Below are 18,780 nucleotides of genomic sequence, written 5' to 3' on the forward strand. Positions count from 1 at the left end.
AGCTTAACGACCGCGGCGGGGCTTCATCGTCCCCGCTTGCAGGATGAAACGGATCTCTACCGCGAAAAATGCGAAAGCGACGAAAGGCCTGCGTGATGAAACGTTTCTACCACGAATGACACGAATCTCACGAATAGGCAGGGACGTTTCTCCGAAAACGTCCGGCTAGGTTGACTTCCATAAAAACCTAGATCCGAGACAATTCCTAGACCCCCAACAGCTCCAACAATCCGTCTCAGGGTCAGCACACGGAAATGCCTAGAGCAAAGCCACCCACGCATCAACCCCGCCGGACGCCTCGGAGAGGACGTCCCTACCAATCGAACGTAGATCAAACGCTCCCCTCTTTGGACTGCGCGTGGCTTGACACCGCTTTGCGGCTGGGTCGGCTTGACGACCGCGGCGGGGCTTCAGCGTCCCCGCCCGCAAGATGAAACGGATCCCTACCGCGAAAAACGCGAAAGCCACGAAAGGGCCTGCGTGATGAAACCCTGATCATCTTCTTCCTCGTCTGCGCCGCCGTGCAACCGGAAACCGGCCTCTCCAAGATCCTGCCGAAAACCGAGGAGCAAGCGGAGAAACGCGATCAGAGCAAAAACATCGAGGTCACCATCACCCCCACCAGCATAGTCCTCAACGGCAGCCCGCTACAACTCCCAGCATTCTCCAAACGCATCACCGCCGCCTTGAAACAAAAGACCAGCGAATCCGACCGGATCGTCGTGGTGAAGAGCTCGCCAGACACCCCGTATCCACTCTGGATCGCAGTCTCCCAGGCAATCGAACAAGCTGGTGGCATCCTCACACTCGAACTCGAAACCGAAAGCGTCATCAACGTCGAATGAAACTCCCACGCAAAAAACTAACAGCCTCTGTCCCCTCCTTCGCGATGGGCTACATCGGCTTTTTGCTGCTGATCTTTTTTGTCATCCTAGCCCGCGCCCAAGACGACAGCCACATCCAGTGGCAGCCCGCCAAGCTCAAGGATGTTGAAATGGCGGCAGCCCCACTGGCAAGCGTTGCCATTGACACCGGCTTCAAGACCTATCTGGACGGCAAGGAAATCTCGCCGGACGAGCTAGCCTCAGCGCTCACCACCCTGCTCGGCGACACGCCATCCGGCCAACGCAATGTCTTCCTCAAAGTCCACAAAGAGGCCAAAGCCTCCCACTTCGAACCCGTCATCGCCGCGATCAGTGAAGCTGGCGGAGATCTCGTCCACATTCTAGAACCTGAAGAAAATTCTACCAAACCATGAAAGGCCCATCAGAAAACTCCAATCCAGCCCACACCGCCATGGCCAGCACCAAGGCTGACCTGCGCGTGCTGAAAAGCAATTCCACCGCCACCGTCCAAGAGCTGCAAGAGCTGCAAGAGCTGCAAGAACTGCAAGAACTGCAAGAACTGCAAGAATTCTTGCGCGAGCTCAGAGGAAAGAGCCCCCAGGAAATGCTCGGCGTGGTCGCCTCCAGCCAACTCATCCGAGCCACCATCCTTTCCGTCGTTCTCGTTACCGGAGCCATCTTCGCCCTCACCGCCATCCCCTACTTCTTCGGAGACGAACCCGCTCCAGAGCCCGTTGCCACGGCGACACCCGCAGTCGCGGTCCCGGCAGCTCCCGTCGCTGCCACCAAAGCCACCCCCAGCGAAACACCCGGCCCGCTGGCCCCTCTCGGCGTCAACGAGACACTTCCCGCCGCTCCGAACACGAATCCTCTCGAGGACAAAGGTGAAAATTTTCTAAAGGATCTGGAATAGCCAGAATTTACCACCCTGATGCCCACTAAGCCCAGACTCCTCAACGTCCGTGACTGGCTCCTCCGACCGCTCGTCTGGACTGGGGCCTACGCTGTCGTCTGGTGTCTGCTTTGGATAGATGCCCATGCGTGGTTTCGGCTGGGTGTGTGGTCGCTGACGATCGGCTTCCTCTCCGCCCTGCCAGTTTGTTACTACTGGATCCGCCGCCGCCGTCATTCCTCCCTTGTCGTCCGCCGCGCCGTCCTCAGCATTTCCTATATCCCGCTTTGGCAGCTCGCCGCCCATCTTCCCCACCACAGCTTTTCCTACGCACTCGCCGAAACCATCAACCAGATCGGCACCGCCGTGGCCTTTTTCCTCGGGCTTGGCTGGGCGGTTTGGTGGATCGACCGCGAAACAAAACGCGCCCCCGACCCGAACTCAAAAAAGCACATCTGGGACCCGCGCCAACTCGTGGCCTGGTATTTCGGCCGCAAGAACAACAAGCTCCACCAGTCGATTTTCACCCTGCTTACCTACACCTGCCTGTTCGGCACGATGGCGCTGATTCTGACCCGACTTTCCGGCTGCAGCATCTACGAATCGCCGATCGGTGGTGGTGAAGAAAAGCAGCTCAGACAGATCGTCAAAATCCAGAAGGTCATCAATAAGAAGTATGTCATCAACCCCTACAGCAGCATCCTTTTCAACCCACCACCGATCGATGACATCGAACTGCAGGTCCTCGAAGTCACCGAGCACCTCTACAAGATTGGCCAGGGCAAGGGCGACGGTGCAGGGTTCTCAGCCGGCACGACCCGTGGTAAAGTTCGCTTCATCCGCTTGAAATACAACGGCGGTGACTGGCAACAGGACATGGACCGCGGCTCCGACCTCAACCTCCTCACCGACGGCCACCCGGTCAGTGACCGACCCGAGCCGATGGAGATTGGTCGGCTCAAGAGCTTCCCCGCACGCAAAAGCCCACCGATGGTCTACATGACCGGACAGCAAAAAATAAGCCTCAGCGGCAAAGAAATAAAAATCATGCGCAGCTACTTGCTAGAGAACCACGCCATGCTCTTCGGCGACAACGGCGGCAGCTCCGGCTGGGAAGGGCAATTCATTTCGATGATGCAAAAAATCCTGCCAAAAGTAGAACCGATCTCGGTCTATCTCGACCACACCATCCATCGCATTCCCTACCCACTGCCGCGTCTTCCCATCGTTGCCCCCCATGGTCGCTCCGACGCCCTTGGTTGGGTCGTTGACGGTCGACTCGTCGCCTACTACCACCCCGGCGACATCGGCGACGCCTGGGCCGACGGCCACTCCGGCGTCCCGCGCGAGGTCTGGGAATCCAGCTACCAACTCGGCGTCAACATCATCTACTACGCCCACTCCTAGTACAACAAATGGCTCGAAAGAACCAAGAAGTAAGCCGACGCCTAACAACTATCATGCTCCTGCGCACCATCACCTTATTGCTCTTCATGGCCCTCTCCCCACTTTCCAACGGAGCCCGCTCCAGCCTGCAACAAATCCAGGTCGAGACCTTCGAAAAGATGCGCTCGATGGAACGCTACCAGATGAAGATCGCCGAGAAACATTTCCTCAGCGGCAACTTCAAAGTCGCCCTCGCCGAGTACGAGAAATTCCTCACCCTCTACGAAAAGAGCCCCGGCGCACCCTACGCCCAGTTGATGTGGAGCTACTCGATGATGAAGTTGAAAAAGCCAAAATCCGCACTGCGTGGCGGGTTTCAGTCGGTCATCGACTACTGGCCAATGTCCCACGAAGCAACCATCGCCGCCTATTGCATGGGCGATTCCTAGCGCACCATGGGCGAAGTCAAAAGCGCCCAAAAAGCCTTCCGCTTTCTCATCAGGGAATACCCAGATCACAAAATCGCAATCCGCTCCCGCCATGACCTACTGCACTACGCCCGTCTCCATCAGGACATGGAGGAACACCTCTCCCTGCTCAACGAACTCACCTATAAGGTCAAGCGCACCGACACCTCCAAAGCCGCCTGCATCAAAGCCTGTCACGAACTCGCCGAGCTCCACTGTATGGCACAAAGGCTTGACGAAGGCAAAAAAGCTCTCGCCACCAGCTACACTGGCCCCGCCCTCTTCGACCAAGTTTACAAACTCTCCTTAAAAAGCCTGCAAATCCTCCTCAAAGACCCCAAAACCAAGACTGGCGCACACAAGCTCGGCGACCAACTCATCGCCACCCTCAGAGCTGAAGCAGTCGCCCGACCAGAACTGGCCACCAACTTCCTCTATCAAGCAGCCGGCCTGCACGCCACCCTCGGCCGCCACAGCGACACGATGAAAATCTATCGGGAAATTGGCGAACGCTTCGGCCTCAACGATGCACTCCGCGGGCGCATGGCTAGCTGGTATAAAGCCCGCGACAAACTCCACGAAGCCTGCCGGATCTTCGGCGAGTTCGACGATAAGGCAGCCGGCCAGATAGCCCTTGCAGCTATGCTGCGGGAGGATGGAAAAATCCTAGAAGCCATTAAGGTTTACCGGAGACTGATCGAAACCGACAGCGACCATTCCCTCGCCCATTTATCGGCTATCGCCAGTTGCTATGAGAATCTCTCAGACTGGAATAAAGCCATAGCGATCTACCGCGAAATGCTCGAAATCGATGGCGACCACTCCGGCGACCACTTCTGGGCCATCGCCAGTTGCTACGAGAAACTCAGCGACTGGAATAAAGCCATCGCCAGCTACCGCCAGGTCGATCGCTTCCCCAGCGACTACTTCGCCATGGCCAAGTGTCACCGCCGCCTCGGCGAACAAAAGGAAGCCATCGTCCTCTACAACCAAATCAAGATCATCGATAAATCCGCTCCCGAGGCGTCATTTCAAATTGGCTTTACCTACGAGGAAGCCAAGGACAAAGAAAAAGCCATCCGCACCTTCCAGCTCACCTGCAAACGCTACCCAAAATCCAGCCAAGCCAGCCGCTCCCACTCGCACCTGCAGAATAAATACAACATCAACGTGACGCTCGGCGGAACGGAGCAAGAGTAGCGTGGCCGCGGATTTCTCGTGTTTAGTGCGCTTGCAACGTAAAGTTTTGAAGCTGACGAGACGCCAGTGCTACTTACTTTACTACGAAAAGGCTGGTTGCATTGATGAGCATGTTGGCCTCGTTAGAGCCTTCTGCGACTTTGCCGCTGACGACTAGTTTAGAGAGCTCCTTGATACCCCCAACGTTGCGGAATCCTTGTTTGAGCGGTTTTCCGTCGGCGTCGACAACCTGTACGGTCACGATCGAGTTCTTTATGACATCGAGGTCATCACAACAAACATCCCAAGGAGTCGTGCAGCTGTCTCCTGGGTGGAGATCACATGAGGTGATTTTCTCCGGATCCCCCATGACCATGATGGCTCTACCTTCGATGAAGACGGTGGCGCTACCGATGATTTTCCCCGAGAAGACGACATCATCCCCTACTTTTGCTGAGGTCCTTAGCTTGGCAATGCTGAACGCATCGGCTTGAGCATCGGTGACGAGTAATGAGGCCAGTCCTGTAGTAGCTGTAGTAACTTCAGGTGCATTGGCTTGTTCTGGCTTTTCTGAGCATGAGGCGAGCCCTAGTGCTAGAGCGAGTGCGGTAATGTATTGTAGTTTCATATCAATTTTTTTTGGTTTTTTAGTGTGAACGAAGTGCACTGGGCAGTGCGGGAGCGAGACAACGGAAGGCTGGCGGCAATGTTCCCAAAGTTCCTAATAGGAAACCGGCGACAAGGCCAACACCAATCACCATTGGTGTGAGAGTGAGCGAAAATGTGCCCACGGAAAAAGGGATGGTAAGACCATCTAACAAGAAGTAAGCAGTGACAAATGCCACCAAGGTGCCAGTAAGCGTGGCCAACAAAGACTCTTGAATCAGCGAAACAAACAAGGCTCCACGGGTAAAGCCGATCGACTGCAAGGTTGCCATCTCAGTCACCCGCGCGGCAAACGCCGCATAGAGCGTATTGAGTCCGCCGAACACTGCGCCAGCCGCAACCAGAGCTGCAGTCACCCAAGTCATCATCTTGATAGGTTTGTAGAAGATGCTGAGCTTTTCGTAGTAGGAATCCTCACGGATAGCCGAGAGCTCTAGGTCATTGCGCTGGAAGGTAAAGATCTCGACATCATCAAACTCAGCCGAATCCATCCGCAAAGTGATCGACGACAAGGTATCTCGCTGGGTGATAGCTGCTAGGTCATTGCGGTCGAACCAGATTTCTGACTCAAGCACAGTAGAAGGAGCTTCGAAAATCCCGACGATGGTAAAGCTCGCGTCTTCAAACTTCAGTATTTTACCTATCGCTGTTTGTTCGGCATCTACTCCGAGCTTCCGATGCGCCAGATGACCGACCATGACTTCACCCGACTGGGGGAAACGCCCCTCTAACACCCGTACTGTAGAGTGCACTAGCAGAGCGCTTTCCAGCACACCTCGGAACAAGGCTTGCTCGACATTTCCCGATTCGGTTTCGAGCGGGGCTTGGTAGAAGATCTCGCCTGAGATGGCGCTGACTCCGAGTTGGGAATCGAGCCCACGGATGGAAGTGGCAGCAGCGGCTTCGGCCTCGAGGTGCACCTCTGAGCGCTCTATCGATTCCTCTGAGCCTTTGCCCATAAGAATCACATTTTTTGAGGACCCCGAGGTGGCTAGGACCCTGTCCATTCCTTGGTTTAAAGCAACAGCTGCGACGAGCAACAAGACGACGAGCGCTGAGCCACCGACAGTCTGTGCGAGCCTTGCTGGATCGCGGAACAAATTTCTGAGTGCGTATGAAAATGGTAACATAGAATTATGCGTTAAGTGACTGTACAAGTGGACGAGAAGTCGCCTTGTAGGCGGGGTAAATAGAGGCCAACAAACCGAGCGAAACCGCAACGAGTAGGCCAGTGACAACAACCATGGAAGAAGGTGTGAGGGCTAAGGTCAGTCCCTCGTTGCCCAGCGTGAATGATTTAAAGTGGAAGAAAAGAGCGGAGCCAAGCACCCCAAAGAGTCCGCCGATCAATCCTAACAAAGCGCCTTCACAGACAACCATGAAGCCGATAGCGCCACGAGAAAATCCGAGGGTTTGGAGAATTGCCGTTTCTTTCACCCTGCCGCGCACGATGAGTAAAACGGCATTTGCGACGAGACCTAACACAGCAGCCACAGCTCCAAGTCCAAGCCAGCGGGTAAAGCTGATGAGCTCGATCATTTGCTTGGCAGTTTCAGCGAAGAATGCTTTCTCTGGGCGGGTATTTGTCGGTTGTTGGTCCGAGCGAAATGTCTCATCGATCGCGGCGGCAACAGAGTCCAGCATATCTGAGGACTCGACCTTCACATTGAACTGAGTGACCACACCTAAACCAATTTTTGAGGCTTGCTGGAGGAAGGGCAAATGGACATAGGCTACATTCATATCCTGAGGTGAATCTGATGTGATAATCCCCGCCACATGGACATTGACCCCCACGGCCTCGAACTTGTCTCCCGCTGATAGCCCACGGCGTTTGGCAAAATGCTCGCCGACAAGGGCCGCATCTGAGCGGCTAGTGAAATCCTTAAACGAGCCAGAAAGAACTTTCAGGTCTGGGCTGTACTGCTGCAGGGTTTCTGGTGGCACACCTCGGAAGGTGATGACATCGAGCGAGGCTCCGCAGTTGTTGACGGCAATTTGAATTGGAATCACTTCGCGCACCCCATCAATTTTACTGATCATCGGAGCATAGTGCTCGGGAAGACGGGAAGTCATCGGGCAGAAACGGTTCTCACGGTAAACCACTAGAGTGGTGTCCGCAGCATTGGTCTCGGTGGCAACTGAGAGCGAGTGCTGCATTGTCTGCACCGAGGTGTAGAGAAACATCCCCGCCGCAACACCTAGGATAGTGAACAAGGAACGCATCCGGTGGCGCGTGAGATTCTTTAGAGCTAGAATAAATATTTTCATCCTTTAGTGGCTAAGTAAATGCCCCTCGCCTACAAGTTTACCCTTCTCTAACTGCAATGCACGGTGGGCGGCAGCCGAGGCTTTCGGGTCGTGGGTTACCATCACAATCGTTTTCCCATGCTTCTCAGCTAGGTCACCTAGCAGCCTCAAAATTGAGTCGGCAGATTCCCGATCAAGATCGCCAGTTGGCTCATCGGCAACCAACAACTCTGGGTCGTGTACAATCGCTCTGGCAATAGCGACGCGTTGCTCTTGGCCGCCAGAAAGCTCTGATGGTCGGTGCTGGGCACGGTCGGAAAGTTTCACTAGATCCAGAGCGGCCATCACCTTTGCTTTGCGCTCAGCCTTAGTCCACTTTCCTAATAACAGCGGTAATTCGACATTCTCGTAGGCTGATAAAATCGGCACGAGGTGGTAGAGCTGGAAGATGTAGCCGACATGCTGGGCGCGCCAGCGAGTGAGCTGAGACCTTGAGAGCTTTGCTATGTCATTGCCATTGATGAGAATCTCGCCCGAAGTCGGAGAATCGATCCCAGCAATCAAATTGAGCAAGGTCGTCTTGCCCGATCCAGATGGCCCCATCAATGAGAGAAACTCACCGCGACCCACATCTAACGACAACTTGTCGAGCGGGGTGATGGTTTCTTTATTTTTGTGAAACGACTTTGTCGCGTCTTTGATTTCTATTAAATTTTTCATTTTACTCAGGGGTGTTTGATTCTTGAATACGCTTGCCATCAGCAAGCTCGGTGTGAGGTGGGAGGATCACTCGCTCACCGGATTTGACACCAGAGAGCACACGGATGTGGTCGTCTCGGTGGTCTTGACTCAGCTCGATGGTGCGGAGTTCTGCTAGATTTGATGAATTCACTACCCAGAGCTGTGAATCGCCCACCATGGCGGACTCTGGAACGTAGAGCGACAAACTCCCAGCGCTGGCAACTCCAGCATTATTTCCACTTGGAGCGGAATAGAATTTAGCCCGCACGAGCATGTCTGGACGCAATCGAGTGTCAGGATTTTCGATCGCTACCTTCGCTTGCAGCGTATTGCGCTGGAGGTCGGCTTGGCCACTAATCCGAGTCACTACGCCGTGGAGTACTTTATTAGATAACAAGTCACTTACCATCTCGACCTTCTGCCCAACTCCCAGCCCAGCGGCTTCAGTAAGAGGGACATCAATGCGCGCCTGGAGTTGCTCTGGGTCATACAATTCAACAATTACTGAAGAGGTCGGATCGTCCATTTGGAGCATGCGCTTTTTGCCGGGTGCTGCGTGAAGGTGGAGCACAACACCATCGATCGGCGCTGTGATTCTAGTCCGATCTAAGGCCAACTGCGCCTGGGCTTCTTCGACTTTGAGTTCACTCAGAGAAGCGAGCATCGATTCTTTTTCCGCTGTAATTTGTTCGATCTTGGCGGTGAGCTCTGGCACTTCAGTTTTGACTTGCGCCAAGAGTGCTTCATGCCGCGCCACGCTAAACCTAGCTTGCACGATACTTTGCTCAGAAACAGCATTCTTACCAATCGACTCAAGTCGTTTGAGATTATCGCGTTCTTGATCGAGCAAGCTCATGCCTGCTACGATTTTCTTTTCCGCAGCCGCAATTTGAGCCTCCACGATGGGAATTCCCATGCAGTGGGCGTCGATCGTTTTCTCCATGCTTTGGTACTTTTTCTGAACGGCTTGGAGGGTGAGTTTTTGCTCGTCATCGATCAAGGTGGCTAAGAGTTGCCCTTTCTTTACAGACTGGCCTTCGAGCACCTCGAGCTTATCGATGATGCCATTGATCAAGGCTGGGACGTACGTGGTGTAGGGGTCTGGTTCGACCCAACCGGAAGCTTGGAAGAGCATTTGACTGCCGCCGCCTGAGGTGACTTGTTCACCCTCTGCTGCCCGCACCGTAACCACTGGAGCAGTCTGCACATGAGTGGCTGGCATGAGCCTAGAGCCAAAAAGGAAGGCTAATATGAGGATGAATCCTAGGAGTAATCCCAGCGGGAGGAGCCAAGTCAGCGAAACTCGCTTGTTGGGTGTCATGCTGGTGGGAGAGGAGTCCCCTCCACTTTGAGTGAGTATATCTAATGACATTGAATTGAATAAATTGTGATGAAAAAAATGGTGAGTCTGCGCGGCGGGAAAGCTCAACATGGGGGCAAGCTACGCAAGAGCGTATCCTAGCACAGGGAAAACTAACGGATTGTTAGGCCTGGCTACACATATCGCCACGTATCCATCAAAACGGATAGACGTCGTGGCTGTTCAATATCAAAGTAAAAAGACAGAATGCCTTACAAAAAGAGGCACTGAAGCAAGCGGTGGCGGAGACTCTGGGCTACCACGCGTGTGGTACACCTGCTCCGGCACGAAATGATCTACAAGTAGGTAGTCGACAGGTGGAAGCAAGACAAGCGTATCAAGCGGTGAGAACTCGAAATTACTTCCTTGGTGATACTCTCCGAGGTCCATTGTGAAACTCAGTATACAGTCCTCTTTCTCACCATGCGTTTTACAATCGGGTTTGGTGACTGGCTCGACACTACAGCATGAAGAACATGAAGTTTCCTGCGTCACGAGTTCATCCTCACAGGCACAATCGCTCATCACAAAAGAGCTGTCACAGAGGCAGTACTTAAGCGCAGGCGTCTCCAACGCGACGACGATTGTCATCACGCAGAATAGAAAAATACCTGTCAGCTTTTTAGTCACTTCTCTCATGAGAGGATTTGATGCTCCCATTTATTCCACGGTTTGTCAAATTATAGCCGTATCGCTGAGTGATCCATGCCTCTGAGCTCAGACCGCGAGCCAGCATGATGGAACGATCTCAAACGCGAAAAACGCGAAAAACGCGAAAGATTCGAAATTCTGGAACGAAGAAACTTCTCTACCACTAATCCGCACGAATCGCACGAATTGAGAGGCTGTGGCGGGCAAGCTGCACCACTCCTTCGGCGAGCCTTGATTTCTCAAGAAATCACTCCAGCATTAGTCTCTTTTCAAGCTCTAAGTGGTATAAGTGAGGCAATGCTACTTTTGTAGTGCAGTGTGAAGAGAAGTAGAACCGAGGACTGCGACTATCGCTATGAGATTGGCTTGCACTGGAATAGCTCTACTCGTATAAGTCGCGGCAACAAGCAACGCATATGACTATCATCGCATCACTAATCGACTTCAACGTCTACAAGCTAATCCACATCGTCGGCATCATCACACTCTTCATGGGCTTCGCCTACGGTATGAAGTCTTGGAGCAAAGGCGCAGCCATCGCTCACGGCATCGGCCTGCTACTCATCATCATCTCCGGCTTTGGACTCATTTCAGCAAAATATAACAATAATATGGCTCCATGGATGTTTATCAAACTCGCTATCTGGCTCGCACTCGGTGGTGCGCTCGTCATCGTCAAGCGCAAGTTGCTACCTGACCTCATCTCCTGGATCATACTCCTCACTTTGGCCACTGCAGCCGCATGGACCGTGCTCTACGGTAAGAACATTTTGGTTTCCATCTAGAGCCCAACACACCTTTCAAAGCATGAAAAAGCGCCGCTGTCATAGCTGCGCTTTTTTTATCAAGTGATCTGGCGTTTGAATTTATATCTATTATTTTTTGATTCTTAGTATCTGGGTTCGCTCTGCAGCGGCGCTCAAATGCTCTTCCAAAGCCTCGCGTGCGGCATCTGCATCAGAGTTTTTGATCGCCTCAACAACAGCGGAATGCTCAGAGAGTGTCTGTTGCCGCATCCCTTCAGTTGCACCTATGTGCGCCTGAGCAATGTAACGTTGGTACTGCGCGTGCAACGTCTGACCAATCATGTTGATGAAGGCATTGTTGCATGTCTCTAGGATGACTAGGTGGAACTTGGAATCCAACTTTCCAAATTTTGCTGTATCTTTTGCATCATGCATTTGGTCGAGCACATCGATTAGCAGCTGGAGTCGTGTCGCCTTGTTCCGCCGACTACGAGCCAAGCGCCCCACTGCAGCGCCTTCCATCAACACTCGGAATTCCATCAAATCTTCAGTCGCCTTGGCGTCTGTCGTGAGGCTCGAGTAGGCAGTCATCGCCTTGGAAACCATTTCCAGATTTCCGCCCGACACGTAACTTCCGCTGCCGTTGACAGTTTCAATAATCCCTCGCCCTCTCAGCTCGCGTAATGCTTCGCGCACCGCGGTACGGCTCACACCAAATTCTTCACAGAGTTTACCTTCAGAAGGCAACTTGTAGCCCTGTAGCCACTGACCAGACAAAATACGTCCCTCAAGCTTGCGCTCGACGCCTTCACTCAGGGGCGCTTGGCTCACTGCTGCAGGGATACGATTCTTACTCATTACAGCCATTTCTAAACTGTCACACAGTCACTAGCAATACTTACCTCGGCTCGTTCAGCCACACTCTTGGGAGCTGGGAGTCTTGCAACATCTTCTAAACATATGTTATCACTATTACTTAGTTGGGATTGTTAGATTCCAAAGAATAACCAAAAACTAAATACAATGAAAACTCCAATTCAATGGGCGACTGTTGCGCTCTGTGCATCCGTTATGTGGCTCGGTACTGCCACAGAGTCTCCAGCTAAAGGCAAAGATGGCGGCAAAGATGGCGGCAAAGATGGCGGCAAAGGGAAAGCGCTAAAAAAGGGAAAGTTGATAAGCCTAAATACGATAAAAAGGATTTCGATAAGAAATCGAGCAAGGATCTAGACAAACATCTAGATAAGAAATTCGACAAGAAAGTGGATAAACTAGATGACTGGAAGTTTGGTGATGCAGACAAAAAGAATGTGCAGAATTTTTACAAGAAGTATGCAGATAAAGACGGAGGATTGCCTCCAGGTTGGCAGAAAAAGGTGAAGCCAGGTTGGCAGATCGACGACGAATGGTTTGGCAGGATGAATCCTCTTTCTTCCGCAGATCTCCCTGCCGGATTCAAGATTTCTGATGATGTTGGAGCTTACCTTCTGGGGGACAAAATTCTCAGGGTCGATAAGAAGAGCAAGAAGATGTTAGACTACGTGGATGTTCCTAGCATTAAGCTCTAAAAGAGCCCAGTTCCCAACGCTGGTCGGCTAGGCTGGATTTAGCTTTCGTAGTAAGTATAGCCGCTGAGGCCGTTACGATAGGCATCGACAATGAGCTTACGTTGTTTAGCGCTGATTTTACCTTTGCTGACGGCTTTCTCTGCAAAATTGCGGAATCGCTTTTCCAGATCTTTGGGATCGTATTCTACGTAGGAAAGTACGTCAGCTACGCTATCACCTTCGACTTCGTGGGTGTAGATGATTTCGCCTTCTTCGATACCGACAGATACCACGTGAGGGTCACCTAATAGGTTATGTAAGTCACCAAGAGTTTCTTGGTAAGCCCCTACCAGGAAAGCAGCGATGTTGTACTCTTCGCCAGGTTGGCGGTCGTGGACTTGGAGATAGGTGGTGGTGCCGTCTCGGTTGATAAAGCGGTCGACTTTACCGTCACAGTCGCAGGTGATGTCGGCGAGAATTGCGCGATGCGTTGGCTCAGTATCGAGCTTATGAATCGGCATGATGGGGAAGAGCTGGTCGATCGCCCAGGAATCTGGAAGCGATTGGAAGACCGAGAAGTTGGCGTAGTAAAAGTCAATCAGGTTGGACTGGAGTGTCTGCAGGTCCTCGGGAATGTGGTCGAGGAGTTGCGCTTTCGCAGCAATTCTGGTGCAGACGTGCCAGTAGATCTTTTCTGCGGCGGAGCGAGCCCGAAGGTCAATTACTCCGTGGCGAAATAGGTCGCGGACTTGATCGCGATAGAAGAGGGCGTCGTTGAAGCATTCTTGAAGGTCGTTCCTATCGATGCGGTTACGAATTTCCCAAAGGTTGTGCAGCATGTCGTGGGCGTCTTTTGCTGGAGCGGCAGGTTCCTCAGGTTGGGAAAATCTTGTGACATCGAGGATATTGAAAACGAGGACCGAGTAGTAGGCGACAACGGCGCGGCCAGACTCAGTGACGAGTGTGGGGTGGGGGATGTTTGTTTCATCACAGTGCTGTTGGACCACTTCGATCAGGTTTGCAGCGTATTCCTTGAGTGAGTAGTTGCAGGAGGAGGCAAAGTTGGAGTGTGAGCCATCGTAGTCGACGGCGAGACCGCCACCCATATCGAGAATTTCCATGGGAGCCCCTTCTTGAGCAAGGCTGACGAATACCCGCACCGCCTCAGTCGCTGCTTCACGGATGGCACGGATATTCGGCAGCTGAGAGCCTTGATGGTAGTGAAATAGTGTGAGGCAGTCTAGAAATCCTTCGGACTTGAGTAGGTCGATGGCGTCGATCAACTGCGGTGAGTTGAGGCCGAATACCGAGCGGTCACCACCAGATTCAGCCCAGTGGCCTTCAGATTTGGTAGAGAGGCGGAAGCGAATGCCTAGCTCGGGACGGATGTCGAGTGCTCTAGAGCGCGCGATAATGGCTGGGAGCTCGCTGGGCATTTCTAGGACCATGATCACCCGGATGCCCATCTGGATGGCTCGCAGCGCGAGGTCAATAAACTCGTCGTCTTTATAGCCATTACAAATGAGGTAGGCATTGGGATCCTGCATGTAGGCTAGGGCCGCAATGAGTTCAGGTTTCGAGCCCGCTTCTAGACCGTAGTTATATTTCCTGCCGAACTCAGAAATCTCTTCGATAACTTGTTGCTGCTGATTGACTTTGATCGGGTAAACGCCGCGGTAGCTTCCTTGGTAGGATGTTTCTTTGATTGCTGTGAGGAAGGACTCGTTGAGGTCTTCGATTCGTCTGTCTAGCAAATCACGGAAACGTAATAGCTGTGGCATTGCGGAGCCTCGGTCGGCTAGGCCCTCAATGATTTTTTGCAGTGAAACGGGAACCGTAGAATCCCCGTCCCGCAGCTGGACTACAACATCACCATCGCTGTTGATGTCAAAATAGCCATTGCCCCAGCGCTGCACTCCGTAAAGTTCGCGGGCGTCTTCGATGTTCCAGCTCATACGGCTAAATATAGGATTGAAGTAAAAAGATGCTAGTTTGAAGTAATGTCTGGGCACAAAAAAACCGAAGGGGGTGATCCCTCCGGTTTTGAGAATTATGACTAAGCTAGTTTAGCCGCCAGGTACGAGGACATCAGCATCATCTATGTTTTCAACACGCTCAAAGATATCCTTGTCGTTTTCTTCGATTGGTCCTTGCTGCGATTCGCCGGAGCTATCGATCGCTGGGCCATCATATGTAATTTTCATTGCCTGCGCTGAACCGTTGATTTTAACCACGATTGCTTGACCTTCCCAAACTGCTGTATCAAATGATCCCACACCTGAAACGGAGTCAAAGATGATAGGGATATTGGTACGAGATGAAGTATTGAGGCCTACGACATATCCCCAAGCATTTTCACCAGATACCAGCTCGCCGTCTTCTTCAGGAGGAGCGGTACCGCTTACAACTCCGAGAACGCTATTTTCTTTGTTCCAGAAAGTTACTTCTTCGTCAATCTTGCCAGCTTCTAGTAGTTGGGTGAAGCACTCTTCGGCAGTGCTTCCATCTTCACCTGTGTTTTCATTAGGGAAGATTCCGTTATTATCTGAAGCGAAACTAAACAGAGCTACGTGGATCTGTTTGGCATTGTTGAGCGCGGTGGTTTTAGCTGCGGCTTTTACCTGCTTCATAATAGGACCATAGGACATGGCCGCGAGACCCGCGATGATCGCAATCACCACGAGGAGTTCTACGAGGGAAAATCCCTTGCGTAGTCGAGTTTTGTACTTAATTTTCATTTTTTGATTTGGTTTGATTTTGTTTTGTGCCGACGCATCGGCGAGTTATGATTTGCGTCTGTATGGTGCCTGATGGCAACGCGGTATGGATATGTATGGAATCAAGCCTGTCGCAACGACGAGCTTGATGAGCTTGATGAGCTTGATGAGCTTGATGAGCTTGATAAGCTTGATAAGCTTGATAAGCTTGATAAGCTTGATGAGCAAAGTTAACGAGCGTCTCTGCTCTGGCAAGGGAAAAGAACACAAGATCCGTGCTTTCTTGGTGTCCATTTTTGTATCGTTCCAGCTGTTGGAGCCCAATTCTGGTGAATACCCAGAAATGGCACGATCGTGTCAAAATGGCATGATCGTGTCAAAATGGCGCGGGTGAGTCACACTTGGCTGCGTCAAAGTGACCCAATGCAGGGTTTTTATTTTTATGAGGTAGACTTAGTTGACTGATATTCAAGGGGTGGATGACATTTATGGAAGCTGGCACGAATCTTGCAAAAGGAGAGGTAGAAAAGAAAGCTCTCTCTGAAAAGCAGTGGGCCGAAATCATTTAACTCAAAACGAAACAAACTATTATGGCTAAAATTCTAGGAATCGACTTAGGCACTACCAACTCATGTATGGCAGTAATGGACGGTGGCGAAGCTACTGTTCTGGAGAACTCTGAAGGTGCACGCACAACTCCTTCCGTCGTGGCATTCACAAAAAGCGGCGAGCGTCTCGTCGGCCAGGCAGCTAAGCGCCAGGCAGTGACTAACCCGAAGAATACCATCTTCTCAGCAAAGCGCCTCATCGGCCGCAAGTTTGATGAACTCACTGACACCGACAAAAACACGCCTTACGACATCGTAAAAGCTGACAATGGCGACGCACACATTCAGGTGGAAGTCGACGGCGAGAAGAAAACATACTCTCCACAGGAAATCGCAGCCATGGTTCTCGGTAAGCTCAAGGCTGACGCTGAGACCAAGCTGGGTGAAACCATCACTGAAGCAGTGATCACCGTCCCTGCTTACTTCAACGACTCCCAGCGTTCCGCCACTAAGGCAGCTGGTGAGATCGCCGGTCTCAAGGTGCGCCGCATCATCAACGAGCCGACTGCTGCAGCTCTTGCTTACGGCATCGACAAGAAGAGCGAAGAAAAAATCGCTGTTTACGACCTCGGTGGTGGCACATTCGACATCTCCGTACTCGACATCGACGACGGCGTTTTCGAAGTGCTAGCAACTGACGGCGACACTCAGCTCGGCGGTGACGACTGGGACAACACTCTGATCCACTGGATTGTGGATGAGTTCAAAAATGACTCAGGCATCGACCTCGCCAAGCAGGCCGACGCACTCCAGCGTATCAAGGAAGAAGCTGAGAAAGCAAAAATCGCTCTCTCCTCAGCACAGACATACGACATCAACCTTCCGTTCATCACAATGGACGAGACTGGTCCTAAGCACATTCAGAAGACACTCACTCGTGCTAAGCTAGAGCAACTCACTGAATCACTCTTCGCTCGCACCAAGAAGCCAGTCATCGACTGTCTCAAGGAAGCTGGCCTCAAGCCATCAGAAATCGACGAGCTCGTTCTCGTGGGAGGCATGACACGCATGCCTAAAGTAGTAGAAACTGCGAAAAATCTTGCTGGAAAGACACCAAACCAGGGCGTAAACCCTGACGAAGTGGTTGCGATCGGTGCAGGTATCCAGGGCGGTGTTCTCCAGGGCGACGTGCAGGATGTACTCCTTCTCGATGTGGCTCCACTGACACTCTCTATCGAGACTGCAGGCCAGATTGCTACGGCAATGATCGAGCGTAACACCACGATCCCAGCGAAGAAGTCACAGACATTCTCCACAGCAGCAGACAACCAGCCAGGTGTAGATATCCGCATCTGCCAAGGTGAGCGCAAGATGTTCATGGACAACAAGATTCTCGGTAACTTCCACCTCGGTGACATCGAGCCAGCACGCCGCGGCGAGCCACAAATCGAAGTGACCTTCGACATCGATGCCAACGGAATCCTCCACGTTTCTGCCAAGGACAAGAAGACTGGCAAAGAGAACAAGATCTCCATCGAAGGCTCAAGCGGACTTTCCGACGAAGAAATCGAGAAGGCAAAGCGCGAAGCTGAAGAGCACGCGGAAGAAGATGCAAAGCGTGCAGAAGCTATCCAGCTCAAGAACGACGCTGACAACATGGTTCACCAAGTTGAACAGCAGATCGAAGAAATGGGTGACCAAGTACCAGAAGATCTTAAGCTAGAAATTCAAGGCAAGGTTGACGCAGTCAAAGAAGCACTCAAGGAAGACGACATCGACAAGATCAAGTCATCTAAGGACGAACTAGAAGCAATGCTCCAGCAGCTCGCTCAGGCGGCACAAGCAGCTGGCGGTGCCCAAGGCGCTCCAGACATGGGCGGTGCTCCAGCTCCAGAAGCTGAGTCATCCGAGCCAAAGGCAGCTAAAGGCAAGGTAGTCGACGCAGAGGTAGTCGAAGACTAGGCTTCGCCGTCAAGAGTCATAGGTCATTAGTCAAGGGGCTAGGAAGATGCTCCGGCTAGTGACCTTTATTACTTTGCTATTTATAAGATGAGTCAATCAATCAACGATCTAGAAATTTACCGTGAGGCTATGAGTCTCGGGGAAGAAGTCTGGTCGTTGGTTTTAGCTTGGGACTATTTAGCGAAGGACACTCTTGGCAAGCAACTGATTCGCAGCGCGGATTCAATTGCTGCAAATATTTCAGAAGGTTACGGCAGGTATCATTTCAAAGAGAATCAGAAATTCTGTTTTTACTCCCGAGGCATTCTCTTAGAGACTCAGACTTGGATAGAAAAAGCAGTTCACAGAAATCTGATAGAGAAAGAAAAAGGCAGAGTATTATATGTTCAACTAGAGCAACTAAAACGTCGCCTCAATTCTTACATAAGCTCTATCGGTCCAAGATCTGAACCTATTGACTCTTGACCCCTGTCCTTTGACCAAAATATAAATCATACAACAAAAATAGAAACTAATACTAATTATGGCAATCAAACCAATCGGACAACGCGTGCTGCTTAAGCGCGTAGACACTGAGACAGTATCTGCAGGCGGCATCGTTCTCGTAGATTCTGCTCAAGAAAAACCACAAGAAGCACTTGTTATCGCACTCGGTACAGGTGGTAAAAACGAAGACGGCTCAGCATTTGAGTTCTCCGTTTCTGTAAACGACAAAGTACTTATCTCTAAGTATGGCGGCACTGACGTCAAAGTAGACGGAGATGAACACCTCATTGTTACTGAATCCGACATCCTCGGAATTATTAACTAATTCTCAAATCAC

The 18,780-nt window shown here is 51.8% G+C and carries 22 protein-coding genes; 13 read left to right on the top strand and 9 right to left on the bottom strand.

Going from position 1 to position 18,780, the window contains the following annotated elements; all coding sequences use genetic code 11:
- Window positions 1–497: 497 nt before the first annotated feature.
- The 3 genes from BSZ32_RS07195 to BSZ32_RS07205 are packed head-to-tail and all read left to right on the top strand — an operon-like array spanning window position 498 to window position 1,758.
- On the top strand, window positions 498–845 hold the full coding sequence (locus BSZ32_RS07195; RefSeq protein WP_276308456.1) for an ExbD/TolR family protein: 348 nt from the start codon (window positions 498–500) through the stop codon (window positions 843–845).
- Complete coding sequence (locus tag BSZ32_RS07200; RefSeq protein WP_105042816.1) at window positions 842–1,258, top strand: ExbD/TolR family protein; 417 nt, start codon at window positions 842–844, stop codon at window positions 1,256–1,258. The genes BSZ32_RS07195 and BSZ32_RS07200 overlap by 4 nt, the downstream gene beginning before the upstream one ends.
- A complete protein-coding gene (locus tag BSZ32_RS07205; RefSeq protein ID WP_105042817.1) occupies window positions 1,255–1,758 on the top strand; it encodes a hypothetical protein in 504 nt (167 codons plus the stop codon). The genes BSZ32_RS07200 and BSZ32_RS07205 overlap by 4 nt, the downstream gene beginning before the upstream one ends.
- Here BSZ32_RS07205 and BSZ32_RS18760 read toward each other — a convergent pair.
- Window positions 1,741–2,055 (bottom strand): hypothetical protein, encoded by a 315-nt coding sequence (locus BSZ32_RS18760; protein ID WP_165788711.1) that lies wholly within the window; start codon window positions 2,053–2,055, stop codon window positions 1,741–1,743. The genes BSZ32_RS07205 and BSZ32_RS18760 overlap by 18 nt on opposite strands.
- 156 nt (window positions 2,056–2,211) lie before the next feature.
- Between BSZ32_RS18760 and BSZ32_RS07210 the strand changes: the two genes are divergently transcribed.
- From BSZ32_RS07210 to BSZ32_RS07220, 3 genes are read left to right on the top strand one after another with little or no spacing between them, the layout of a single operon-like run.
- Window positions 2,212–3,144 carry a DUF4159 domain-containing protein gene (locus BSZ32_RS07210; RefSeq protein ID WP_165788712.1) on the top strand — a complete coding sequence of 311 codons (933 nt, stop codon included), beginning with the start codon at window positions 2,212–2,214 and terminating at the stop codon, window positions 3,142–3,144.
- An 8-nt stretch (window positions 3,145–3,152) separates the two neighbouring features.
- Complete coding sequence (locus BSZ32_RS07215) at window positions 3,153–3,572, top strand: tetratricopeptide repeat protein (protein ID WP_129589645.1); 420 nt, start codon at window positions 3,153–3,155, stop codon at window positions 3,570–3,572.
- A gap of 6 nt (window positions 3,573–3,578) precedes the next feature.
- Window positions 3,579–4,790 (top strand): tetratricopeptide repeat protein, encoded by a 1,212-nt coding sequence (locus tag BSZ32_RS07220; protein ID WP_105042820.1) that lies wholly within the window; start codon window positions 3,579–3,581, stop codon window positions 4,788–4,790.
- Between the two features lie 73 nt (window positions 4,791–4,863).
- Here the strand turns inward: BSZ32_RS07220 and BSZ32_RS07225 are convergent, their stop codons facing one another.
- The 5 genes from BSZ32_RS07225 to BSZ32_RS07245 are packed head-to-tail and all read right to left on the bottom strand — an operon-like array spanning window position 4,864 to window position 9,747.
- Entirely contained in the window at window positions 4,864–5,397 is a 534-nt protein-coding gene (locus tag BSZ32_RS07225) for a PAAR domain-containing protein (RefSeq protein WP_129589646.1), read from the bottom strand.
- 19 nt (window positions 5,398–5,416) lie between these two features.
- A complete protein-coding gene (locus BSZ32_RS07230) occupies window positions 5,417–6,565 on the bottom strand; it encodes an ABC transporter permease (protein ID WP_105042822.1) in 1,149 nt (382 codons plus the stop codon).
- 4 nt (window positions 6,566–6,569) lie between these two features.
- The gene (locus BSZ32_RS07235; protein WP_105042823.1) at window positions 6,570–7,706 is read right to left on the bottom strand and encodes an ABC transporter permease; all 1,137 of its coding nucleotides are present in this window, start codon (window positions 7,704–7,706) and stop codon (window positions 6,570–6,572) included.
- Between the two features lie 3 nt (window positions 7,707–7,709).
- Window positions 7,710–8,405, bottom strand: a complete 696-nt coding sequence (locus tag BSZ32_RS07240) for an ABC transporter ATP-binding protein (RefSeq protein WP_105042824.1) — start codon at window positions 8,403–8,405, stop codon at window positions 7,710–7,712.
- A gap of 1 nt (window position 8,406) precedes the next feature.
- Window positions 8,407–9,747 carry an efflux RND transporter periplasmic adaptor subunit gene (locus tag BSZ32_RS07245; RefSeq protein WP_206018752.1) on the bottom strand — a complete coding sequence of 447 codons (1,341 nt, stop codon included), beginning with the start codon at window positions 9,745–9,747 and terminating at the stop codon, window positions 8,407–8,409.
- 1,106 nt (window positions 9,748–10,853) lie between these two features.
- On the opposite strand from BSZ32_RS07245, the gene BSZ32_RS07255 reads away from it, so the two are divergent.
- Entirely contained in the window at window positions 10,854–11,222 is a 369-nt protein-coding gene (locus BSZ32_RS07255) for a hypothetical protein (RefSeq protein ID WP_105042827.1), read from the top strand.
- A 90-nt stretch (window positions 11,223–11,312) separates the two neighbouring features.
- On the opposite strand, the gene BSZ32_RS07260 is transcribed toward BSZ32_RS07255, so the two are convergent.
- Entirely contained in the window at window positions 11,313–12,041 is a 729-nt protein-coding gene (locus tag BSZ32_RS07260) for a FadR/GntR family transcriptional regulator (RefSeq protein WP_165788714.1), read from the bottom strand.
- A 165-nt stretch (window positions 12,042–12,206) separates the two neighbouring features.
- Between BSZ32_RS07260 and BSZ32_RS07265 the strand changes: the two genes are divergently transcribed.
- Complete coding sequence (locus tag BSZ32_RS07265; protein WP_105042829.1) at window positions 12,207–12,413, top strand: hypothetical protein; 207 nt, start codon at window positions 12,207–12,209, stop codon at window positions 12,411–12,413.
- Between the two features lie 32 nt (window positions 12,414–12,445).
- Complete coding sequence (locus tag BSZ32_RS07270) at window positions 12,446–12,751, top strand: hypothetical protein (RefSeq protein ID WP_105042830.1); 306 nt, start codon at window positions 12,446–12,448, stop codon at window positions 12,749–12,751.
- Window positions 12,752–12,789: 38 nt separating this feature from the next.
- Here BSZ32_RS07270 and speA read toward each other — a convergent pair whose 3' ends face one another.
- Together speA and BSZ32_RS07280 are read right to left on the bottom strand one after the other, a co-directional pair.
- Window positions 12,790–14,685: a biosynthetic arginine decarboxylase gene (speA, locus tag BSZ32_RS07275; RefSeq protein WP_105042831.1), complete on the bottom strand. Its 1,896-nt coding sequence runs from the start codon at window positions 14,683–14,685 to the stop codon at window positions 12,790–12,792.
- Window positions 14,686–14,796: 111 nt separating this feature from the next.
- Window positions 14,797–15,468, bottom strand: a complete 672-nt coding sequence (locus tag BSZ32_RS07280) for a type II secretion system protein (RefSeq protein ID WP_105042832.1) — start codon at window positions 15,466–15,468, stop codon at window positions 14,797–14,799.
- 72 nt (window positions 15,469–15,540) lie between these two features.
- Here BSZ32_RS07280 and BSZ32_RS18765 point away from each other — a divergent pair, with 72 nt between their 5' ends.
- From BSZ32_RS18765 to BSZ32_RS07300, 4 genes are all read left to right on the top strand, one after another.
- Window positions 15,541–15,681 carry a hypothetical protein gene (locus BSZ32_RS18765; RefSeq protein ID WP_165788715.1) on the top strand — a complete coding sequence of 47 codons (141 nt, stop codon included), beginning with the start codon at window positions 15,541–15,543 and terminating at the stop codon, window positions 15,679–15,681.
- A 356-nt stretch (window positions 15,682–16,037) separates the two neighbouring features.
- The gene (gene dnaK / locus BSZ32_RS07290; RefSeq protein WP_105042834.1) at window positions 16,038–17,957 is read left to right on the top strand and encodes a molecular chaperone DnaK; all 1,920 of its coding nucleotides are present in this window, start codon (window positions 16,038–16,040) and stop codon (window positions 17,955–17,957) included.
- A gap of 87 nt (window positions 17,958–18,044) precedes the next feature.
- Window positions 18,045–18,422: a four helix bundle protein gene (locus tag BSZ32_RS07295; protein ID WP_105042835.1), complete on the top strand. Its 378-nt coding sequence runs from the start codon at window positions 18,045–18,047 to the stop codon at window positions 18,420–18,422.
- Between the two features lie 58 nt (window positions 18,423–18,480).
- Window positions 18,481–18,768, top strand: a complete 288-nt coding sequence (locus tag BSZ32_RS07300) for a co-chaperone GroES (RefSeq protein WP_240610580.1) — start codon at window positions 18,481–18,483, stop codon at window positions 18,766–18,768.
- Window positions 18,769–18,780: the final 12 nt, after the last annotated feature.

This window comes from Rubritalea profundi, from assembly GCF_002954445.1.
GTDB classification, from domain to species: domain Bacteria; phylum Verrucomicrobiota; class Verrucomicrobiia; order Verrucomicrobiales; family Akkermansiaceae; genus Rubritalea; species Rubritalea profundi.